The following is a 22036-nucleotide window of genomic DNA, read 5'->3' on the forward strand; positions in this document are numbered from 1 at the left end:
CACCACAAGGTGCTAATTCTTAATCTAAATAATCTTTTAATTTCTTACTTCTAGATGGGTGTCTTAATTTTCTTAAAGCCTTTGCTTCAATTTGTCTAATTCTTTCTCTAGTTACATTAAATTCTTTTCCTACCTCTTCTAATGTTCTTGCTCTTCCATCATCTAATCCGAATCTTAATCTAAGTACTTTTTCTTCTCTAGGTGTTAATGTATCTAAAACATTGATTAATTGTTCCTTTAACATTGTAAAAGCTGCAGCTTCAGCTGGTGCTGGTGCATCATCATCAGGTATAAAGTCTCCTAAGTGTGAATCTTCTTCCTCACCTATAGGTGTTTCTAATGAAACAGGCTCTTGAGCTATCTTTTGAATTTCTCTTACCTTTTCTACAGGTAAATCCATAACTTTTGATATTTCTTCAGGGAATGGATCTCTTCCTAATTCTTGAAGTAATTGTCTTTGTACTCTTATAAGCTTATTTATAGTTTCTACCATGTGTACAGGTATTCTAATAGTTCTAGCTTGGTCAGCTATAGCTCTTGTTATCGCCTGTCTAATCCACCATGTAGCATAAGTAGAGAATTTATATCCTTTTCTATAATCAAACTTCTCTACAGCTTTAATTAAACCTAAATTTCCTTCTTGAATTAAATCTAAAAATAACATTCCTCTACCAACATATCTTTTCGCAATACTAACAACAAGTCTAAGGTTAGCTTCTGCAAGTTTTTTCTTTGCATATTGGCTTCCTTCTTCTATTTTCTTAGCTAATTCTATTTCTTCTTCTGAAGAAAGTAGTGGCACTTTACCAATTTCCTTAAGATACATTCTTACAGGATCATCAATTGCAACACCTTCTGGTATTGATAAATCTAATTCTAATTCTTCTTCTTCAACACCACTAACTTCGTTCATATCTCCTTGAACTTCAATTCCCATTGATTCAAGAACTTCATAAATCTTTTCAATTTGTTCAGGTTCTAAATCTATATGGTCTATTTCATCCATTATTTCCTTATATGTTAGTATACCACTCTTTTTACCTTTTTCAATTAAACTCTTAACAATAACCATTTTATTAGTTCTATCTTTATTTTCTTTTACCTTAGCTACGTTTGCTTTTGTTTTTCCTTCCACTAATCAATTACCTCCTTCATGACCACTTACCCTCTTTTTCCATTATTTAACCGTTGCATTAATTGTGATAATTTAATAGCTAATTTAATGGACTCTTCTACCTCGCCTTTACCTTCTAATACCTTTTGTTGTCTTTTTAAGTTTTCAATTTCAATTTTTAAATTTTGAGTTTTTATTTCATTAATAAAATCATCAATTTGCTTATTAACATCACCATCTAAGAATATTTTGCATTCTTTAATTTTTACTAGTTCTGCAATTGTTTCTGCAGAACCTAATTTGGACTCTAAGTAAGATATAATATTATTAATATTTTCCCCTCTACCCTCAATAATAACAGTGAAAATTTGTTTATGTTCTTCCAAAATAAAGTCTTTTTCAGATATTCTTTCCATTATATAGAATAAATACTCTGCTTCTATAATCATAAACTTAAGTAATGATCTTTCTGCCTTTATATATCCTGCTTCAGCATGTATTTTTTTTTCACTTTCTCTACTAAATCTGTTTTTGCTATTTTCCATAGCACCATTTAGCTTTTTACTTAAAATATCATATAAAGCTTGCTCTTTAATTCCTGTATTTTCAGATGCCTTTTTTATGTATACATCTTTTTCTAAAGGATTTAGATCTGCAATAATTTCCATAACATTTTGTGAATATTTAATTATTGCTTCAGTATTTTTAAAATTAATACCTTCTTCAGCTTTTCTAAGCCTGTAATCTATCAAGGGCTCTGCTGAATTTACTAATTTTAAAAATGCTTCCTTACCATTACTTTTTATGAATTCATCTGGATCTTTACCTTTTGGTATCGATAAAACTCGTACATCAAAGCCTGCATTCCTAAGTATTTCAAGTCCTCTCATAGTTGCCATTTGTCCTGCCATATCAGCATCATATGATATTACTACCTTATCGGCATATCTCTTTAATAACCTAGCCTGATTGATGGTTAGTGCTGTTCCTAAAGAGGCTACTACATTAGTTATTCCACTTTGATATAAAGCAATTAAATCCATATAGCCTTCAACTATAATAAAATATCTTTCTTGCATATTGCTTTTTAAAGCAAAATTCAAACCATATAAATTAGTTCCTTTTTGAAAAACTAAAGTTTCTGGTGAATTCAAGTATTTAGGCTTTGAGTCATCTAAAACTCTTCCTCCAAACCCTATAACCTTTCCTCGATAATCAAACACAGGAAACATTACACGATTTCTGAACCTATCATATTTTCTACCTTTTTCCGCGTTAATAGATATTAATCCTGCTTCAGTCATAAGTTCTTCAGAAAAACCTCTTTTTCTTAAGTGATAAATAAGACTGTTCCAACTATCATTTGAATAGCCTAAACCGAACCTCTTTATAGTTTCAATCTTTACTCCTCTATTTAAGAAATATTCTTTAGATTTTTGATTATTCATTAAATTTGAAAAGAAAAATCTTGCTGCCTCTACATTTATCTTATATAACAAATCTTTTTTTTGTGCAGTCTTATTATTTTCTTTATTACCAAAATCTAAATGTATATTTGCCCTATCTGCAAGATATCTTACAGCTTCTAAAAATTGCATATTTTTTGTCTTCATGACAAATGAAATTACATTACCTGCTTCACCACATCCAAAACATTTATAAATCTGTTTTTCCTGTGATACAGAAAAGGATGGGCTTTTTTCATTATGAAATGGGCATAATCCACTAAAGCTTCTTCCTGTCTTTTTTAACTTAACAGTTTCTGAAATAATATCTACTATATCATTTTGTTCTTTAATTTTTTGAATAATTTCTTCTGAAATCTGCAAGGAGATTCCCCTCCCTACTTTATATTTAAATTAATGCACATTATATAATTCGACATATTTTAATAAATTCCTTCTCAATTTATTTAAAATTTATTATTATGATTTTTTAATAATAAATACTTATAAAACTTTATATTTTATAACATATATTCTACCCTAAAACTCTATTTTAAACTGATTTTTCTAAAAAATTACAAACTTAGGTACATAAATTTTATTAAAGGTTGCTAAGCAATAATCATCACTCATTCCTGCAATATAATCTGCTACAGCTCTTTTAATTCCTTCACTCTCTTCTATTTTTTTATATACATCTGGCAGTTCATTAGAGTTTTTAACATAGTAATTAACTAACTGCTCTAATACAAATTTAGCTTTATTTCTCTCTTCTTTTAAATGTGCACCTAAATATATATTTTTAAACATAAATTTTCTTAATTCAATCATAGCTTCTTTAACTTCTTTGCTTTGAGCTACACCATATTTACCATCACCAATATTCTTGATTGTCTCTTTAATAATATCATTTACTAAAGTATCTATTCTTTCTGAACGGCTATTTCCTAATACGCGTATTATTTCTTTGGGCAAAGATTTCTCAGTTAAAAGTCCTGCTCTAATAGAGTCATCAATATCATGATTTAAATAGGCTATTTTATCACTATACCTAACTATACGACCTTCTAAAGTCTTTGCTTCTGAGGTACTTTCCCCCAGCCCGCTATGATGAAGTATTCCATCGATAACTTCTTCTGTCAAATTAAGACCTCTTCCATCATTCTCTAATCTCTCCACTACTCTTACACTTTGTTCGTTGTGCCTGAACCCTTCATCTAAAAAAGCATTTAACACTTCTTCTCCATTATGAGCAAATGCTACATGCCCTAAATCATGTCCTAAAGCAATGGCTTCTATCAAGTTTTCATTAAGACCAATACCAACTCCTATAGTTCTTGCAACCTGTGAAACTTCTAGTGTATGCGTAAGCCTAGTTCTATAATGATCTCCAAAGGTCTTTATATATACTTGAGTTTTATGCTTTAACCTTCTAAAAGACTTTGAGTGAATTATTCTATCACGATCGACCATAAAACAAGTTCTAACGTTGTCACTTTCTTCTGTTACCTTTCTTCCAGAACTATTTTTACTGAAAGTTGCTTCTCTTATTAATGTCAAGTCCTCAAACTTTTCTATTTTTTCACGTATTATCATTTAACTCACCTCAAAGTAATTTATTCTATAAGTATCTCAAAATTCCTCTATTATTATATAAATAATATATACATCCTAATGAATGTATATGTATATTTCCAATATAATTCTAATATTATTATAATGAATATTGATGAAGGAGTTTTAATATGATAAATTCAGAAAATTCTTCAATAGATGAACTTTTGACAATTGATACTATTAAAAATAATATTTTACCTAAATATTCTATATATAATGCTGATATAAATACTGTTAAAATCAAAGATACCACTAAGCAACGGGCTGTATTTAAGATAAATTATAATAATAATTGCTATTGTATAAAAAAGGTTTATTATGATGAAGCAAATCTTTTATTTGTGTATTCTGCTATGGAATGGCTATATAGAAACGGTATTAAAGTCCCAAAACTTCTCCCTGCAAATAATGGTAATAGGTTTGTTATATATAATAACATGTTATTTATTTTAACTTATTGGGTAGAAGGAGACAAGTGTGATTTTGATAATATTAATCATCTTTATTTATCATCTAAAACTCTTGGCAAAATACATAAAACAAGTAAGAATTTTACTCCAATTTTTGGCAGTGTCAAAAGACAATCTTTAGATGATTACCACCTTACACTAACTAAACATTTAAATTCAATTTTGAAATGTGCTAATTTAGCTAATAATTATCAGGATAAGTTTTCTAAAATATTTCTGAAAAATTTAGACTACAATTTAGAACTTGCCAAACTTGCCCTTTCTTTTACTTCATCTATGGATAAAGATGATTTATCCACCTCGCTTTGCCATGGTGACTATGTAAATAAAAATATAATAATTAATAAAGATTGTATATGGATAATAGATTTTGATAAATGTTCTTATGATTATTGCTCACATGATATCGCCTATTTCTTAAGAAGATTATTAAAACGTCCATCTTCTAACTGGAGCACTTATCTTACTTTAAAAGTTATTGATTCATACTTAGAAAATAATTCTTTAACTGAATCTGATTTTAAATATATTTTAGCTTATATTGCTTTTCCTCAAAAATTTTGGAAAATCTCAAGAGATTACTATAACAATATCAAGAAATGTAATCCTATTTCCTTTTGCACATTGCTTGAGAAAGGCTTAGAAAGAAGTGAAACTCAATTAGATTTTATCTATAGACTTGTTCGAATTTTAAAAGATAAATATTCCATAAATATTTTATAAAATTAATAAGAGACTATATCATTTCTAATATAGTCTCTTTATTAATTATCTAGGATTTTTAACTTGAGCTTGTGCAGCAGCAAGTCTTGCTAGAGGTACTCTAAATGGTGAGCATGATACATAATCTAAACCAACATTATGACAGAATTCAACTGAAGATGGGTCTCCTCCATGTTCACCACAAATACCTAATTTAATACTTGGTCTTGTAGCTCTTCCTTTTTCTGCTGCCATCTTAACAAGTTGACCTACACCAACCTGATCTAATTTAGCAAATGGATCTTGTTCATAAATCTTTCTTTCATAATAATCATTTAAGAACTTACCTGCATCATCTCTTGAAAAACCAAAAGTCATTTGAGTTAAATCATTAGTACCAAATGAGAAAAACTCAGCTTCTTTAGCAATCTCATCAGCTGTTAATGCAGCTCTAGGTATTTCAATCATTGTACCTACGTGATATTCTAATGTAACACCCTTTTCATTCATTACAGCCTTAGCAGTACTATCAACAATATCTTTAACAAACTTAAACTCTTTAACTTCACCAACTAATGGAATCATTATTTCTGGTACTATATCATACCCTTTTTCATTCTTAACTTCTATAGCAGCTTCTATTACAGCTCTAGTTTGCATTTCAGCTATTTCTGGATAAGTTACAGCTAATCTACATCCTCTATGACCAAGCATAGGATTGAATTCATGTAATCCCTCCACAGTAGCTTTTAATTCATCGAAATCTAATGACATCTGTCCTGCAAGTTCTCTGATTTCTTCATCACTATGAGGAACAAATTCATGTAGTGGTGGATCTAAGAATCTAATAGTTGCTGGTCTTCCTTCCAAAGCTTCATACATGGCCTTAAAATCTCCTTTTTGCATTGGAAGAAGTTTTCCAAGTGCTCTTCTTCTTTCTTCTTCTGTTTTAGCAACAATCATTTCTCTCATTGGCATAATTCTATCTTCATCAAAGAACATATGCTCAGTCCTACATAATCCAATACCTTCTGCACCAAATTCAACAGCTTGCTTTGTATCCCTTGGAGTATCAGCATTAGTCCTAACTTGAAGCTTTCTTATCTCATCTGCCCAAGACATAAATGTTGCAAAATATCCTGATATTTCTGGAGTAACAGTCTTAATTGCTTCTCCATAAATATTACCAGTTGACCCATCAATAGAAATATAATCCTTGTCAGTATATACCTTACCTCCAACTTCTAAAGTTCTCTTTTCTTCATCTACTTTTAATTCTCCACATCCAGCTACACAACAAGTACCCATACCTCTAGCAACAACAGCAGCATGTGATGTCATTCCTCCACGAACTGTTAAAATACCTTCAGCAGCTATCATACCTTCGATATCTTCTGGTGAAGTTTCAAGCCTTACTAAAACTACCTTTTCACCTTTCTCTGCTCTTTCCTTTGCTTCTTCTGCTGTGAAAGCTATCTTTCCACAAGCAGCACCTGGTGAAGCTGGTAATCCCTTAGCTATTTCCTTAGTACTTTTAAGTGCTGAAGCTTCAAAGGTTGGATGTAAAAGTGAATCTAATTGTTTTGGTTCCACCTTTAAAATAGCTTCTTCTTTACTTAACATACCTTCTGAAACTAAGTCAACAGCAATCTTCAAGGCTGCTTGAGCTGTTCTCTTACCATTTCTTGTTTGCAAGAAGAATAACTTTCCTTCTTCAATGGTAAATTCCATATCCTGCATATCTTTATAATGATTTTCAAGTTTATTAACTATATCAATAAACTGTTTATACAAAGCTGGATTTTGCTCATTTAATTTAGTGATTGAAAGTGGTGTTCTAATACCTGCAACAACATCTTCTCCTTGTGCATTCATTAAATATTCACCATATATTCCTTTTTCACCTGTAGCTGGATTTCTTGAAAAAGCAACACCTGTTCCAGAAGTATCTCCCTTGTTACCAAATACCATCTCTTGAACATTAACTGCTGTTCCCCATTCCCCTGGAATATCATTAAGTCTTCTATAAACTATTGCTCTTGGATTATCCCATGATCTAAATACAGCAGTTATAGCTTCAACTAATTGTTCCTTAGGATCTTGTGGGAAATCTTTTTTCATTTCCTTTTTATATAAATCCTTAAATTTAACTACCAATTCCTTCAAATCATCTGCTGTTAATTCAGTATCATAATGAACACCTCTCGCCTCTTTCATTTCATCAATGATATTTTCAAATAGCCTTTTTTCAACACCCATTACAACATCTGAAAACATTTGCACAAAACGCCTATATGAGTCGTAAGCAAACCTTGGGTTATTTGTTTGCTTTGCTACCACTTCCACTGCTTCATCATTCAAGCCAAGATTTAAAATAGTATCCATCATTCCTGGCATAGAAACTCTTGCACCTGACCTTACAGATACTAATAGTGGATTTTCTAAACTTCCAAATTTTTTACCTGTTATTTCTTCTAATTTTGCAATATGATTTTGAATTTGTTCAAGAACTTCTTCTGAAATTACTTTTCCATCATTATAATATTTATTGCAAGCCTCAGTTGTAACAATGAATCCTTGTGGAACAGGAATTCCTAATATGGTCATTTCTGCTAAGTTTGCTCCTTTACCTCCAAGTAGGTTCCTCATTGTTTCATTTCCCTCTTTGAAAAGGTAAACATACTTTTTATTATTCATCTCAATACTCCTCCGATCATTTTAATCTATAAATGTATATACTATCGAAGCTTAGCTCCGTAGCGCACTTAAGTATAAAAGCTTTCATAAGCCTTTATTTTGAGAGTAATAATAAATACTTATAAATAAACTATTTATAAGTATTTAAATTAGCTAAAAGCCACTATTAAATAGCTCTTATCCTACGTATGATATAAACCCTTTTCTTTTGCAGTTAATTTTATTAACCTTAGTTCTCTTCCCCTAATCCTGCAAATAGTTTTGTAATATTTGTCTTTGACATCTTACCAACTATCTTAATTACTTCCCTAGAACCATCATCACTTTTTACCTTTTCAACAATTGGTATACTGTCTATTTCATGTTCTATTATTTTTTTAGCTAGAATTATTGCACTATCGTCCCTGCTACCACATATTATGTTAGGCATTCTTGTCATTATTACACCTACAGGTACCTTATGAATATCAGTGCCACCAATAGCTATCTTTAAGAAATCCTTTCTAGACACTGCTCCAACTAAAGCATCATTATTTTCTACAAATAAAGTTCCTACATCGTTTAAAAATAAATATACTATCGCATCGTAAACCATAGTATTTTCATTAACGGTTACAGGCTTTGACATTACGTCTCCTGCTCTTATTTTTAGTAGGTTTTCCAAAACATCTCCATTGGTTTTTCGTCCTAAATAAACATATCCTACTTTAGGTCTTGCATCTAAAGTCCCTGTCATTGTTAGTATAGCCAAATCTGCTCTTAAAGCTGCCCTAGTAACACCTAGTTTTTCGGCTAAATTTTCACTAGTTATAGGCTGTCCCTCTTTGACTAACTTTATTATTTCCTCTTGTCTTTGTGAAAATTTCAAATTAATCCCTCTTTCTAAACAAATAGAAATATTCAGATAACTTTTATATTTTCATATTTACAGTATAATTATAACATTTTATCTTTTTTTTTCTATGCTGATTTTTCTGAAAATTCAATCAAATTATCTGAATACATATAGTTTATCATTATTTCAAATGAAATATCTCTATTTTTCTTTTATTTTCTTCGCTATTCTTTTTTATCATCTATATCTTCAAATTTAACAGTGTAAGTAAACGTATTTTCACCTAGGTCTGTATCCTTATTTTTTGAAGTACTACTGCCTATATCTACATTAATATCTTCAAATTTTTCTTTTACTTTTTCTGTTAAGTCTGCTGCTTTTTCTTTTACATCATTAACAGTCTTGGTAATGTATTTGTTTACGACTTCTACATTTCCATCACTCTTTGTTATTTCAATAGTAACTTGCGTTACCACCGCAGCCACTACTACAAAAGCTAAGATTGGTGGAATTATGATACTGATTATACCAGCTGCAATTCCTGCATTTACTGGAACATCAACTAATACCTTTTCATCCTTTGATACTCTTATTCTAGATATATTTCCCTTGTTAATAAGTTCTTTAAGCCATACCTTAAATTCTTCAATAGTTTCTGTAGTATTATTTCCTGCCATTTTATCATTAGAGGAATTTTCATTTTTCATTTCATCTTCTAAAAGAATAATTGCATCTAAAACATCGCCTTTAGTATGCTCTAATGTTTCTTTTGCCTTAGCATAAGATACTCCTGTCCTTTCCCTTACCTGATCAACTTTTTCAAGTGTTATTTCCATACCTATCACTCCTTTATATAACTTAACATTTCCAAGCTCTTTGGTCTTTTAGAGTAATTATTAGCAATTATATTAGTAACCACTCTTTCCATCTGCTTTTTTATTTCATTATTTACGTTTAGCCTATATACTTTATCCATTGGTGTATTCTTTAAAAATCTCAATGCATTATATGCAGGTTTACTGATAAAAAAACCATATTCTTTATTGCATTCATCACAAACTCCACCATAATGTGATAATGATATATAATCAGCTACTGCTATCTTATTTTTACAAATACAACATTTATCTAACTCTAAGTTATATCCTGTTGCTTCTAAGAGCCTTAGTTCAAATGCTCTTACCAGTAGCTCATAATCTAGTACATCTGTATTTAATAAATAAAGACAGACCATAAATTCTTTAAATAGTGTAGCATTTGTTTCATCACTTTCTACACATATATCAATTAGTTCACATAAATAAGATGAATATGTTAACTTTTCCAGATTATTCAATAACCCTTGGAATGAATTTATTATTTTTCCTTCCTGAAGATTATATAAATTCTTGCCTTTAAATAACAGATATTCACCAAAACATAGAGGTAGTGTAACTGATAAAAGCTGGCTTTTACTTCTCTTTGCACCTTTAGCTATACAAGTTACCTTACCTAACTCCTCTGTATACATCCATAGCAGTTTATCATTTTCCTTGTAATCTTGTACTTTTATAATGACTCCCTTAGTTTTTACCAGTGCCAAAACTGTCCATCCCCTATTATTTTAATTTCTTATATCCTAATTCCTTAAGTAGTAAATTATTATCTCTCCACTCTTTTCTAACCTTAACCCATATTTTTAAGTTTACCTTTGCATTTAAAAGTTTTTCTATTTCATATCTTGCAGTTTCACCAATTTTCTTTAGTACTGCTCCATTTTTACCTATTATTATTCCTTTATGTGATGTTTTTTCACATATTAAGTCTACTTCTATATGATATGTTCCTTTTTCATTTTGCTTCATTTGTATTATATCTACAGCTATACCATGTGGTACTTCGTCTCTTAAATTTCTTAATGCTTTTTCTCTTACTATTTCTGAAACTATAAATCTTTCTTGTACATCTGTTATCATATCTTCTGGATAGAATTGTGGACCTTCTGGAAGATTCTGAACCATAAGCTCCACTAAAGTATCAACATTTTTTCCTCTTAAAGCTGATATCGGTATTATTTCTTTAAAATCATATTCTTTTGAATACATATCAAGTGTTTTTGCTACTCTTTCATGAGTATTTTCATCAACCTTATTCACAACTAAAAATACTGGAGCATTTTGTGATTTTAATGCTTCAATGATAAATTTATCACCTTTACCAATTTCATCACATGGATTAATAAGGAATAAAACTAAGTCCACTTCTTTAATGGAATCCTTTGCTGAATTAACCATATACTCACCTAATTTATGTTTAGGTTTATGTATACCTGGAGTATCAACAAATACTATTTGATAATCTTCCCCAGTAAGTATTGTTTGTATATTATTTCTAGTAGTTTGTGGTTTATTAGATACTATAGATAATTTTTCACCCATTATTTTATTTGTTAACGTTGATTTCCCAACATTTGGTCTTCCTACAATTGTTACAAATCCTGATTTAAACATCATTTCCTCCTGTTTACTTAAGTCTCCTCTTGAGACTTTTTACGCTAATACATCTTTTATTGAACTTTATTATATACTATTTCCTCAATTTATTACAGCTTAAATATTGTAAATACTAATAATGTCAGTAAAATACCTAAAAGTCCACCTACTATTACTTCAAAGACAGAGTGAACTTCTGAATCTACCCTACTTTGGGCAGTAATAAAAGCCATAAGATAAGCTAGAATTATGCATATAGGTTTCTCTGTTATAAGGGATATTGCTGTAGATAGTGAAAATGCTAATGCACTATGCCCACTTGGCATTCCTCCCTTAAGCGGCGTTCCTTCACCAAAAATTGCTTTAACTATCACCGTTGTTATTATTACAATCACAAGAGCTATAAATATCATATATGGCTCAGATTTTTTTACTTTATGGACAATCTCATAAGAAAATTGTGATAACTTATCCCAAAAAACTATGTAACCTACCAAAACTGCATTTATTGCAGTAATTAGAACTGCACCTGCTGCTGTATTCTTAGCTACTTTTGACAATGGATGATAGAAATTTGTATTTAAATCAACCACTGCTTCAATAGCTGTATTAATCATTTCAGCAACAATAACCATAGTTATGGTTATTGCTAAAGCTAAAAACTCACCCTTAGATATATCTAAGAAAAAACATGCACCTAGCACCAACACTGCTGCCACCAAATGAATTTTCATATTTCTCTGTGTTCTAGCAGTATCAACAATTCCATTTATTGCATGATTAAAACTCTCCAGCATTTTCTTCATTCCCATTAATCCTTCAACTCCCTAAAAATTACCTACCTTGAAATATTTAATTCTCCTAGTAACTCTTCTTCTCTTTTTCTCATAATTAATTTGTCATCTTCCTCCATATGATCATATCCTAGAAGATGTAATATTGAATGTACAACTAAATATGATACTTCCCTTTTATATGAATGATTATATTCCTCACTTTGTTCTAACGCTCTTTCTAATGATAAAACTATATCACCTAAAACTAATTCGTCGCCATCTAAAAAAGTTTCATCAAATTTGTAATCCATATAAACATCTTTAAAAAACTTTTTGTTTGGATAATCAAGCATAGGGAATGATAACACATCAGTTGCTCTATCAATATTTCTTGTTTCTCTATTTATTTCTCTAATCCCATCATTATCTACAAATAGTAATGAAATTTGATACCTACAATTTACTTCCTCTTTTTTTAATACAAAATCACATACTTTCTCTAAAGAATTAATAAATTCTTCATCAACATTTAATTTTTCTTGTCTATTATCAGTATAAATCATTTTTAAACTCCTTTTATGTATACTTCTAAAATGATTAATTTTACAAATCATAAATAAATAAGAAGGCTTTCACCTTCTCATCTACTTTTCCTCCTTCGGATACTCTATCCTTTTATGATAAAGTCCGTTTAAAACTTTTAAAAAACATTTCTTTATAGTAGCAATATCTTTTAAAGTTAGTTCACAGTCATCTAATTGATGAGAATTCAACTTATCATTAATGATATTATTAACCATATCTTCTATTTTTTCAATAGTAGGCTCTTTGATTGAACGTACTGCTGCTTCAACACTATCTGCCAACATTACTATCCCAGCTTCCCTTGAACTTGGAATTGGTCCTTCATATCTAAAATCCTCTTCCTTAACATCATCTGGATTATCTGCATTTTTCTTTGCTGTAAAATAAAAATATTTCACCATAGTTGTTCCATGATGCTCTAATATTATATCTTTTATAACTTTAGGTAGCTTATATTCATCTGCTAACTCTCCACCATCTTTTACGTGAGAAATAATAAGTGATGCACTTAAATTAGGATTTATTCTATTATGAGGATTATCCTGACCAATTTGATTTTCTCCAAAGAAAAGAGGTCTTACTATCTTTCCAACATCATGATAATATGCTCCAACTCTTACAATTACTGAATTAGCATTTATTTCTTCTGCTGCCACTTCCGCCAGATTAGCTACCATGATACTATGGTGATATGTTCCTGGTGCTTCCATCAAAAGTCTCTTTAATAACGGACTATTAGGGTTTGCCAGTTCTAACAAACTCATATTAGTATTTATATTGAAACTTGATTCTAAAAATGGTAGCATACCTATAGCAAGAATTCCAGAAATAACAGAACTAACAGCTACACAACTTGTATTTTTTAATATTACAGTTATATCACTTGATAAAAGCATTCCTGTAGCAAAAACTACTATAGCTGCTACTATTCCTACATATACCGTTGAGTATAATATGTCATTTCTTTGATTAGCTCTTTTCAATGTACTTACGGCAACAATTATACTTAATAAAGCCATAAGAATAAATTGTGGATTGAATTCAACTATGATACTTACCAAAATTAGATTTATTATATTTATTAAAAGAGAGATTCTATAATCTATCAGCACTGCCATAATCATTGGTACACAAGCAATAGGAATTATAAAAATCGATAAACTCTTTAAACCAAAAGATAATATAAGTGTTATTATATTAAGCAATAAAATTAAAATAGCCATCTTATAATTTTGTGCTATTTCTTTCTTTATTATGAAATACTCCAACACAAAAACAGTCATCACTAAAACTCCTAATATTATATAAGTAACCAGTGAGCCTCTTCCCATATAATCTCCAACTAGACCTAATTCAGTAAGTATTTTTATTTGCCTTTCTGTAATAGGCTCACCTTCCTTAACTACTGTCTGATTCTTTTTAATCATCACCTTTTCTACAGATTTAAGAGCTTCCTTAATTAATTCTTCTCTTTTTTCAGTATCTTCTACATAATTAGGCTTTATCTGGCTATTAATCATTTTAATCATAATAGATTTAATATTTGCATCGATCTCAGTATCTAATATTTTTTCTTCTGCTACTTCTTTAGCAGATTCTAATTCTTTATCATTGTCTTCAGATATGCTATCTGCATATACCGTATCCAGTATATTTAGCATTATTCTTTGAATCTCTGTATCTTTTTCAACTGTCAAACCTAGCAATGCTCTATATTCTGTATCACTAAGTGTAAAACTTCCAAATTTCTTTAATGCCGTTATTTTTAATGTTTCATCCTCTTCACTACTTTTTAAATTAATTAATTTATTAAAAAAATTTGTTATATTTTGAAAAGCTTCTATTTTTACATCAGTCTTTAAAGAAAACTGTTTAGGAACTAATTCCCGTGCTTCATTTTCTTTCACTTCAGTAGCCTCTTCATCTACAATATCTCTTGTAGCCTTAATATCTTCACTTGCTATATCTCCCTTAACTAAATTGTACTTTTTAGGAGTTACAGCAGTTAATAAAATGAAATAAGTAATAAAGATAAGTGCAGAAAATATATAGAACTTCTTCCAATTTCTTTTACTATTATTTTGTTTTTTCATCATTTAAATCACCTTCTCATCCTTTAGTAACCTCAATACTCTACAACCTCATCACTTACAATATTTTGTTCTACAACAAAAACAACTTTTATGTTTAAGTATTCATCATCAATTCTTTCTTTTGTGACTATTTTATCTATAATTTTACTATCCCTTTTTAAATCCTTAGACAATGATTTTTCTAAAGTATCTAAAACCGATTTAACGCCTTCACTTTCAGTAATTTCAATGGTGGATGCTACTCTTTCATAATATATCACTTCATTAAATATTTTGCCACTCTTTTCTATTTTATCATACTTTTCAAAATCTTTTGTAGATTTTTTAAGATATATTTTCTTACCAAAAAGCTCTATATAAATATCTAAATCTTTGTTTCCACTTCTCTTATATTCAACTCCTGATATTTTAATATTCATTTCCTTTTCATAAAATGTATTAGCAATAACCATACCACTTGGTCTTACTACATATTCTCCACCTTCATTACCATCTATCCCTTCAATAACTACTGCACCTTTTTTTACTATATCATCATTTTTTACAACAGCTCTTCCTGAATAAGTATAAATCCTCTTTATCTGACCATCCATATCAGCCACAAGGTTACCATACTTATCTTCATCTTTCACTGGCGGATTTACTTTTTCAGTAATTACAACCTTTAATGTTGACCCTTCAACCCTTACCCTTAACCACAAAATTTCAGAATTTAAGCTTTCTAATTTCCTTTCTATTGCTTTTTCATCTAAAGAGCTTTTCCTTACCCCTGGAGATACTCCTATTTCCTTAAGTTGTTCTCTTATTTCAAAGGGTGTAACATTCTTCCCTACAGTTATATCTATAGACCATATATACGTTGATAAAAAATATATAATTGCAAAAAACACTACAACAGCTATTACTATTGAATATCTCTTCTTCATCTTTCCTAGTAAAAATATAAGCCCTTTTCCTTCTAATACTCTTACCTTACCACCAACAGAACGTACTACCTCACATAATCTACCATAATTTATATAATCTACTTCCAACCTTAAGGTAGTTATATTTACTTTTATAACTTTACTTACTGCTATATTTTGAAGCCATAGTATATTAAGTATCTTCTCTATATCTTTTACTAGTATTTCAACTTTTATTTTCCCTTTTTTTATCCCTTCCATATATTAAACATCACTCCCCATACCCTATATAATCAAAATATCCACTTATAATCAAAGTAGAAGTAGCTATATATAATATTTCAAAAGAATTTCCTTTTATCGTTAACGGCTCAAGACTTGTTTTTATTTTTATTTCATTCTTTTCAAAAATAAGTATTCCCTTATGATTTTCAATAGTTATTTCGTTACGCCCAATTACAGTAATCCTAGGTACATCTAAAACAATTTCCTTAGGCATTTCCAATTTATCTACTAAAACCTTTTTTCTCTTTTTTAGCTTATCTTCCATGAGACCTCTCCTAAATAATATTCCTTCAATGTACTTTATGTTTATGTAACTAATAAAATCACAATTTATATAAAAAAGTATCTAGCAAAAATTATTCATATTTTTGCATAAAAAAAGGACTCAATATAATTGAGTCCTTAAATATTTAACATTATTATCTAACTATTTAATTTAAAACATAATCTATATGAACTATAAGTCTCTAATTCACTTATGACAAAAGCTTATCTATGCTTTATGCTATTTTGCCAATTTAAGTAGCTAAGCTTCTTACGACCGTAAAATTTATCTTCTTTAAAATGCTGAGGAAGGCAATTCATAAAATATACATAAATATATTTTATCATTCCTTTTTTGAAGTCTAGCAAATATTTAATCATTGCTTACTTCTCTCTTTCTAATGAATAATCTCATTGTCTTAAGCATAATATATAGACCAAAAAATAGTTTTATAAATCCTACTTGAACTTTCTCTTTCTCGCAGCTTCTGATTTCTTCTTTCTCTTAACGCTTGGTTTTTCATAGTGTTCTCTCTTTCTAACTTCTGAAAGAACTCCAGCTCTTGCACATTTTCTCTTAAATCTTCTTAATGCGCTTTCAAGTGTTTCGTTTTCTCCAACTTTGATTTCTGACATCTATTATCCCTCCCTCCGCTAGCTCAATTTAGTCCGACAAACTAAAGCTACAGGCTTAATAACACATACTATATTATACTATAGTTTAACTTAAAATGTCAATAAAATTTATTTTTCTTATTAGCCTGGTGGCCACTTCATATCCCTTGCACCTAACACATGGAAATGCATATGTCCTACAGTCTGACCACCCTGTTCTCCACAGTTATTTACTATTCTATAGCCCGTTTCATTAATTTTTAACTCTCTTGCTATTTTATTAATAACAACAAATATATGTGAAACAACTTCTGCATTTTTTTCTGTTATATCATTAGCACTTACTATATGCTCTTTTGGTATAACTAAAAAATGAACTGGCGCTTCTGGACTAATATCATAAAAAGCTAATACTTTTTCATCTTCATATATTTTTTTTGAAGGTATTTCACTTTTTATAATCTTACAAAAAATACAATCACTCATAAACTTCACCACCCTTCTTTATAATTAAACGTTATAGTAATTAGTTAAGTAGCCTTTGGCTAGTTAAACACTTCCATAGTTAAAATTAATACTTCACTAATTAATAATCGTAGCGTTATTCAGTGTTTAACTATAAGAGATCTCCAATAGCATATTCTCCCTCTGCTTTTTCAATCTTTATATCTACTATTTTACCAGTTATATCTGCTGCCATACAATCAATCTCAACTTTTATATAATTTTTCGTATACCCTTCAAATATATTAGGTCTATCTTTTAATTCTTTTTCAACTAAAATATCCATTTCTTTTCCTACAAACTTTTCAATAAAGTCATGTTCATTTTTGTTACTAAGTTCAATTAAAAGCTTACTTCTTTCATCTTTAGTCCTTCCATCAATTTGATTAGGCATATCTGCTGCCTTTGTACCTTTTCTTGGACTATATTTAAATACATGTGTTTTTGTCAACTTAATATCTTGTAAAAATTTATATGTTTCATTAAATTCTTCTTCAGTTTCTCCTGGGAATCCAACAATTACATCTGTAGAAATCGATACATATGGTATCGCTTTTCTTATGTTTTCTACAGCCATTTTATATTCCTCAGCTGAGTATCTTCTATTCATTCTCTTTAACACTGTATTACATCCACTTTGAAGAGATAAGTGGAAGTGAGGGCATAATTTCTTAAAACCTTTGATTTTTTCAATATTTTCTTCACTAAAGAATCCTGGTTCTAATGAACCTATTCTTATTCTTTCTATACCATCAATAGCTTCAATGTCTTCAATTATAGTAAGAAGATTTACTGTACCTTCTAAATCAAGACCATATGATGCTGTGTGTATACCTGATAAAATAACTTCTTTAAATCCATTAGCTGCTAATTCTTTTACTTCTTCTATAACCTTATTTGGGTCTTTTGAACATACAGACCCTCTTGCATATGGTATTGTACAGAAAGTACAAAATCTATTACATCCATCTTGTATTTTTAAGAAAGCTCTTGTTTTATCTTGATATTCTTCTATCTTTAAATCTTCAAACTTCTTATTTTTAAGTACGCCTTCTACATGAACTTGAGGCTCACCTTCTTCTCTAGCCTTATTTACATAATAAACTACGTCTCCTTTATTACGTGTTCCAAGGACTACATCAACACCTTCTATTGCTGACACTTCTTTAGGAGACATTTGTGAATAACATCCTACAGCAGCTATTATAGCCTCTGGATTGCTTCTTCTAGCTCTACTTATAATTTGTCTTGATTTTTTATCTCCCATATTTGTAACAGTACAAGTGTTTATTACATATACATCAGCAAAAGTATCAAAGTCTACAACTTCATACCCCTCTCTAATAAATTTTTCAGCCATTGCTTCTGACTCATAAAAATTAACTCTGCACCCTAAAGTAGCAAATGCAACTTTCATTAAATAATTCCTCCTAAATCTCCAAGCTCATATTGAATTAATGAAGCTGCCGTAAAACCAGCAGTTTCCGTTCTTAAAATTCTGTTTCCTAAAGTAACTATATGAGCTCCTATTTCTTTCAATTTTAATATCTCATCTTCCTCAATTCCACCTTCAGGTCCAATAAATATTCCTACTTCACTAATTTCATTTAATGTAGCATTTTCTTCTCTTAATTTATTAATCAACGATTTTATGCCAAACCCTTCTGCATTTTCATAAGGAACAATTATTAAATCTAACTCCTTCATACTTTCTAATGCCTCATCAAAACTTATAGGTTCTAATACCTTAGGCACTATACTTCTTTTACTTTGCTTTGCTGCCTCTAATGCTATTCTATTAAGCCTATCTAGTTTTTTAAATTCACCTTTCAGTTTTACATCAACTCTTAAAGTTATTACAGGTATGAAATCACTAATTCCTAGCTCTGTTCCTTTTTGTACTATTAAATCCATCTTTTGAGCCTTTGGAAGCCCTTGATATAGGTGTATTTTAACAGGACTTTCATTGTTTACATCTAGCTTCTCAAGTATTTCAAATTCAACTTCTTGTTTGCTAGTAGAGCTTATCACTGCAAGGTATTCTGTACCTTGACAATCGTTCAAAACAACCTTTTCTCCTGCTTCTATCCTTAAAACCTTAATAATATGCTTAACATCTTCACCTATTATTTTGGCTATATTTTCACTTATTAATTCTTTAGGTGTAAAAAATTTATGCATTTTCCTTAGCTCCTATAAACTATTTTAATTTAGCTACTATACAATTCCATTCTCCATCTCTGTTCTTTTCTATAACTTCAAACCCAGTAGCTTCTAGTTTTTCACATACCATTTCCACTCTATCGTGAATTATTCCTGATGTAATAAATATACCATTATCCTTTAATACTCTCTTAACATCATCTGTTAATATACATATTATTTCCGCTAATATATTAGCAACAACAACATCAGCTTTACCATCTATTACTTCCACTAAGTTTCCTTCTAAGATTTCTATGTTGTTTAATTTATTGTATGTTACATTTTCCTTTGATGATTCAACAGCTACTGGATCTAAATCTACCCCAACTGATAATTTTGCTCCTAATTTAGCCGCTGCAATTGTTAATATTCCTGAACCACATCCTACATCAAACACTGTAGCATCTTCATTTACATATCTTTCTAATGCCTGTATGCACATTCTTGTAGTTTCGTGAGTTCCTGTACCAAATGCCATTCCTGGATCTAATTCAACCAATAATTCATTGCCCTTTGGCTCATACTCTTCCCATATCGGTTTAACCACTATTCTTTCTCCAACTAAAACTGGTTTATAATATTGTTTCCAAGTGTCAGCCCAATCTTTTTCATATTTAACTTCACTTTCAACCTTTCCTTCACCAACGTTTATTCCCAGTTCTTTTATTTCATTAACCTTTTCTTCTATATATGTAACTATCTCTTCAACATTATCTTCTTCTGAGAAATAACCTTTTACTACAGCTGCTTCTCCTCTATGTTCTAAAACATTAATATCAGCAAAATCCCAAGTTAAAGGTCCTTGCTCTCTTCCTAATATATCATTAGGGTCTTCTATTGCAACTCCCTTACAATCTAATCCATAAAATATTCCTGCTATTGGTTCTAAAGCTTCACTTATTGTTATAACTCTAACTTCTACCCAAGTTCCATTCATCTATATCATCCTTTCTTCTTTTTAACATAATGACTAATACTTTATTTTACACGGTATGACAAATAAAGTCCACCCTATTTAATTGAAATTTGATAATGGATAATTATCTATATTTTAAAATCTAATATAAAAGGAACTCATCAGAGTCCCTTCCTTAATTTTTCATTTTCAATTACTAACTTATCAATTATTTTAGTTTGCCACCATATCCTTATTGCAATCTTCAATTTCTCCTTCCTCTATCTTATCATTTTCCTTTATCCTTCCATTTGCTATATTAAACAGTATTGAATTAGCAGCAATAAACAACATACCTAACTGGGGCGCATAAACACTACAATCTACTAGTCCTTGAATTATAACCATCATATTCAAAGCAGTTAATAAACATACATAATGATCATATCTTATATATATTATCATCAAATCTTTAAAAATTTTAATTTTAACAAAAATATATATACTAAATGCTAAAATTCCACCAGAAACTAAAAAAGTTAACCAAATATTATGTGAATGAATTACATTGCCATTATTATACATGAAGTCAATTCCATGCTCTAATGTTCCTAGTGCTCCCCATCCTAACAACGGCTTTATTAAAAACATTTCAGCTGAACCAAACCAAATATCATAACGAGAACTAAAAGATGTTCTCAATTCATCTATTACAGTTATTGAATTAATTCTTCTTTGAAAAAACACAAATGATACTATAACAAATATAATGGTCATAATCATTATTATACTCTTCTTAGTTTCTCTATTTTTATCCACCAAAAAATAAGCTCCCATAGATGATAATAGAGCAATAAAAGCTCCTGTTGATTCAGTTAGTAGTAACGCTACAGTCATAAGTACCAATAAAAGATTTAACTTTTTATTTTCAGTTTTATCACTATGACCATCTTTTAAAAACATGGCTATTAGTATCATACTGCCAAACCATGCACCTGTCATATTAGGATTTCCATATGTACTAAATATTCTATGATTTTCTTTCCCATTAAAAATAAATACTATCTTTTCTACAATACCAATTAAAGCTGTTAAGGATGATAGCTTTAATAATAACCTTAAAACATCATTCACTCTCTTTTGAGTTACAAAATATTTCTGACTTAATATGGCTATCCCTATATAGATTAATAGTAAAAAAGAGCCACATACAGATAAAATGCTTGCATTAACCACCCCACTAAGGAAAAAGCATAAAAAAAGTAACATCAAACTTACAGTTAGATAGTTTTTAAGCACCTCTGCTTTTTTCTTATATAAGATATATATCCCATATATTCCAGGTATAACTGCTGTAAAAGGTGATAATACTACCATTAAAACAAATAAATTCATAATAACCACCATTAAGATATTATTTTTGAAATCAGCTAATTAATCCTTCAAATAATATTCTTTAATTCCTTATTGTTTTTGGTATTTACTTTTTACTTATTAATATTATTAACCTTTAAGTGTAAATCTATAATTATTTTAGAGATAGTTTTTAATTTTTACT

20 protein-coding genes are annotated in these 22036 nt (G+C 29.7%); 1 reads left to right on the plus strand and 19 read right to left on the minus strand.

Translation table 11 applies throughout. The annotated features are described in order from the left end of the window. Positions 1 to 19 precede the first annotated feature (19 nt). The 3 genes from rpoD to Q5O29_RS08655 all read right to left on the minus strand — a co-directional run bounded on the left by rpoD (position 20) and on the right by Q5O29_RS08655 (position 4155). Entirely contained in the window at positions 20 to 1135 is a 1116-nt protein-coding gene (gene rpoD / locus Q5O29_RS08645) for an RNA polymerase sigma factor RpoD (RefSeq protein WP_022212556.1), read from the minus strand. Between the two features lie 26 nt (positions 1136 to 1161). After that, complete coding sequence (gene dnaG, locus Q5O29_RS08650; RefSeq protein ID WP_022212557.1) at positions 1162 to 2943, minus strand: DNA primase; 1782 nt, start codon at positions 2941 to 2943, stop codon at positions 1162 to 1164. A 183-nt stretch (positions 2944 to 3126) separates the two neighbouring features. Next, positions 3127 to 4155: a deoxyguanosinetriphosphate triphosphohydrolase gene (locus Q5O29_RS08655; protein WP_022212558.1), complete on the minus strand. Its 1029-nt coding sequence runs from the start codon at positions 4153 to 4155 to the stop codon at positions 3127 to 3129. 149 nt (positions 4156 to 4304) lie between these two features. Between Q5O29_RS08655 and Q5O29_RS08660 the strand changes: the two genes are divergently transcribed. Continuing rightward, on the plus strand, positions 4305 to 5369 hold the full coding sequence (locus Q5O29_RS08660; protein ID WP_022212559.1) for a CotS family spore coat protein: 1065 nt from the start codon (positions 4305 to 4307) through the stop codon (positions 5367 to 5369). A 45-nt stretch (positions 5370 to 5414) separates the two neighbouring features. Here the strand turns inward: Q5O29_RS08660 and ppdK are convergent, their stop codons facing one another. The 16 genes from ppdK to Q5O29_RS08740 form a co-directional block, all read right to left on the minus strand. Further along, a complete protein-coding gene (ppdK, locus tag Q5O29_RS08665) occupies positions 5415 to 8045 on the minus strand; it encodes a pyruvate, phosphate dikinase (RefSeq protein WP_022212560.1) in 2631 nt (876 codons plus the stop codon). 229 nt (positions 8046 to 8274) lie between these two features. Continuing rightward, entirely contained in the window at positions 8275 to 8913 is a 639-nt protein-coding gene (locus tag Q5O29_RS08670) for a helix-turn-helix transcriptional regulator (protein WP_022212561.1), read from the minus strand. 191 nt (positions 8914 to 9104) lie between these two features. After that, positions 9105 to 9716, minus strand: a complete 612-nt coding sequence (locus Q5O29_RS08675) for a DUF4342 domain-containing protein (protein ID WP_022212562.1) — start codon at positions 9714 to 9716, stop codon at positions 9105 to 9107. Positions 9717 to 9721: 5 nt separating this feature from the next. Beyond that, positions 9722 to 10462, minus strand: coding sequence for a DNA repair protein RecO (recO, locus tag Q5O29_RS08680; RefSeq protein ID WP_022212563.1), 741 nt, complete (start codon positions 10460 to 10462; stop codon positions 9722 to 9724). A gap of 16 nt (positions 10463 to 10478) precedes the next feature. After that, positions 10479 to 11369 carry a GTPase Era gene (gene era, locus Q5O29_RS08685; RefSeq protein ID WP_022212564.1) on the minus strand — a complete coding sequence of 297 codons (891 nt, stop codon included), beginning with the start codon at positions 11367 to 11369 and terminating at the stop codon, positions 10479 to 10481. A gap of 92 nt (positions 11370 to 11461) precedes the next feature. Further along, entirely contained in the window at positions 11462 to 12163 is a 702-nt protein-coding gene (locus Q5O29_RS08690) for a diacylglycerol kinase (protein WP_186834858.1), read from the minus strand. Between the two features lie 26 nt (positions 12164 to 12189). Then, a complete protein-coding gene (gene ybeY / locus Q5O29_RS08695) occupies positions 12190 to 12690 on the minus strand; it encodes an rRNA maturation RNase YbeY (protein WP_022212566.1) in 501 nt (166 codons plus the stop codon). An 81-nt stretch (positions 12691 to 12771) separates the two neighbouring features. After that, positions 12772 to 14808 (minus strand): HD family phosphohydrolase, encoded by a 2037-nt coding sequence (locus Q5O29_RS08700; RefSeq protein WP_022212567.1) that lies wholly within the window; start codon positions 14806 to 14808, stop codon positions 12772 to 12774. A 29-nt stretch (positions 14809 to 14837) separates the two neighbouring features. Next, complete coding sequence (gene yqfD / locus Q5O29_RS08705) at positions 14838 to 15971, minus strand: sporulation protein YqfD (RefSeq protein WP_022212568.1); 1134 nt, start codon at positions 15969 to 15971, stop codon at positions 14838 to 14840. 10 nt (positions 15972 to 15981) lie between these two features. Beyond that, positions 15982 to 16260: a sporulation protein YqfC gene (gene yqfC / locus Q5O29_RS08710; RefSeq protein ID WP_022212569.1), complete on the minus strand. Its 279-nt coding sequence runs from the start codon at positions 16258 to 16260 to the stop codon at positions 15982 to 15984. Positions 16261 to 16718: 458 nt separating this feature from the next. Further along, positions 16719 to 16895 (minus strand): 30S ribosomal protein S21, encoded by a 177-nt coding sequence (gene rpsU / locus Q5O29_RS08715; RefSeq protein ID WP_003441547.1) that lies wholly within the window; start codon positions 16893 to 16895, stop codon positions 16719 to 16721. Between the two features lie 120 nt (positions 16896 to 17015). Next, entirely contained in the window at positions 17016 to 17360 is a 345-nt protein-coding gene (locus tag Q5O29_RS08720) for a histidine triad nucleotide-binding protein (RefSeq protein ID WP_022212570.1), read from the minus strand. Between the two features lie 130 nt (positions 17361 to 17490). Beyond that, positions 17491 to 18795, minus strand: coding sequence for a tRNA (N(6)-L-threonylcarbamoyladenosine(37)-C(2))-methylthiotransferase MtaB (gene mtaB, locus Q5O29_RS08725; protein WP_022212571.1), 1305 nt, complete (start codon positions 18793 to 18795; stop codon positions 17491 to 17493). After that, positions 18795 to 19559, minus strand: a complete 765-nt coding sequence (locus tag Q5O29_RS08730) for a 16S rRNA (uracil(1498)-N(3))-methyltransferase (RefSeq protein WP_022212572.1) — start codon at positions 19557 to 19559, stop codon at positions 18795 to 18797. Before Q5O29_RS08730 ends, mtaB begins: the two co-directional genes overlap by 1 nt. Before the next feature lie 19 nt (positions 19560 to 19578). Beyond that, entirely contained in the window at positions 19579 to 20520 is a 942-nt protein-coding gene (prmA, locus tag Q5O29_RS08735) for a 50S ribosomal protein L11 methyltransferase (protein WP_022212573.1), read from the minus strand. Between the two features lie 192 nt (positions 20521 to 20712). Then, a complete protein-coding gene (locus Q5O29_RS08740) occupies positions 20713 to 21873 on the minus strand; it encodes an O-antigen ligase (RefSeq protein WP_022212574.1) in 1161 nt (386 codons plus the stop codon). Positions 21874 to 22036: the final 163 nt, after the last annotated feature.

Origin of the sequence: Clostridium sp. CAG:265, from assembly GCF_000436575.1 — a bacterium.
In the GTDB taxonomy this organism is placed as follows: Bacteria; Bacillota; Clostridia; order Clostridiales; family Clostridiaceae; genus Clostridium; species Clostridium lentum.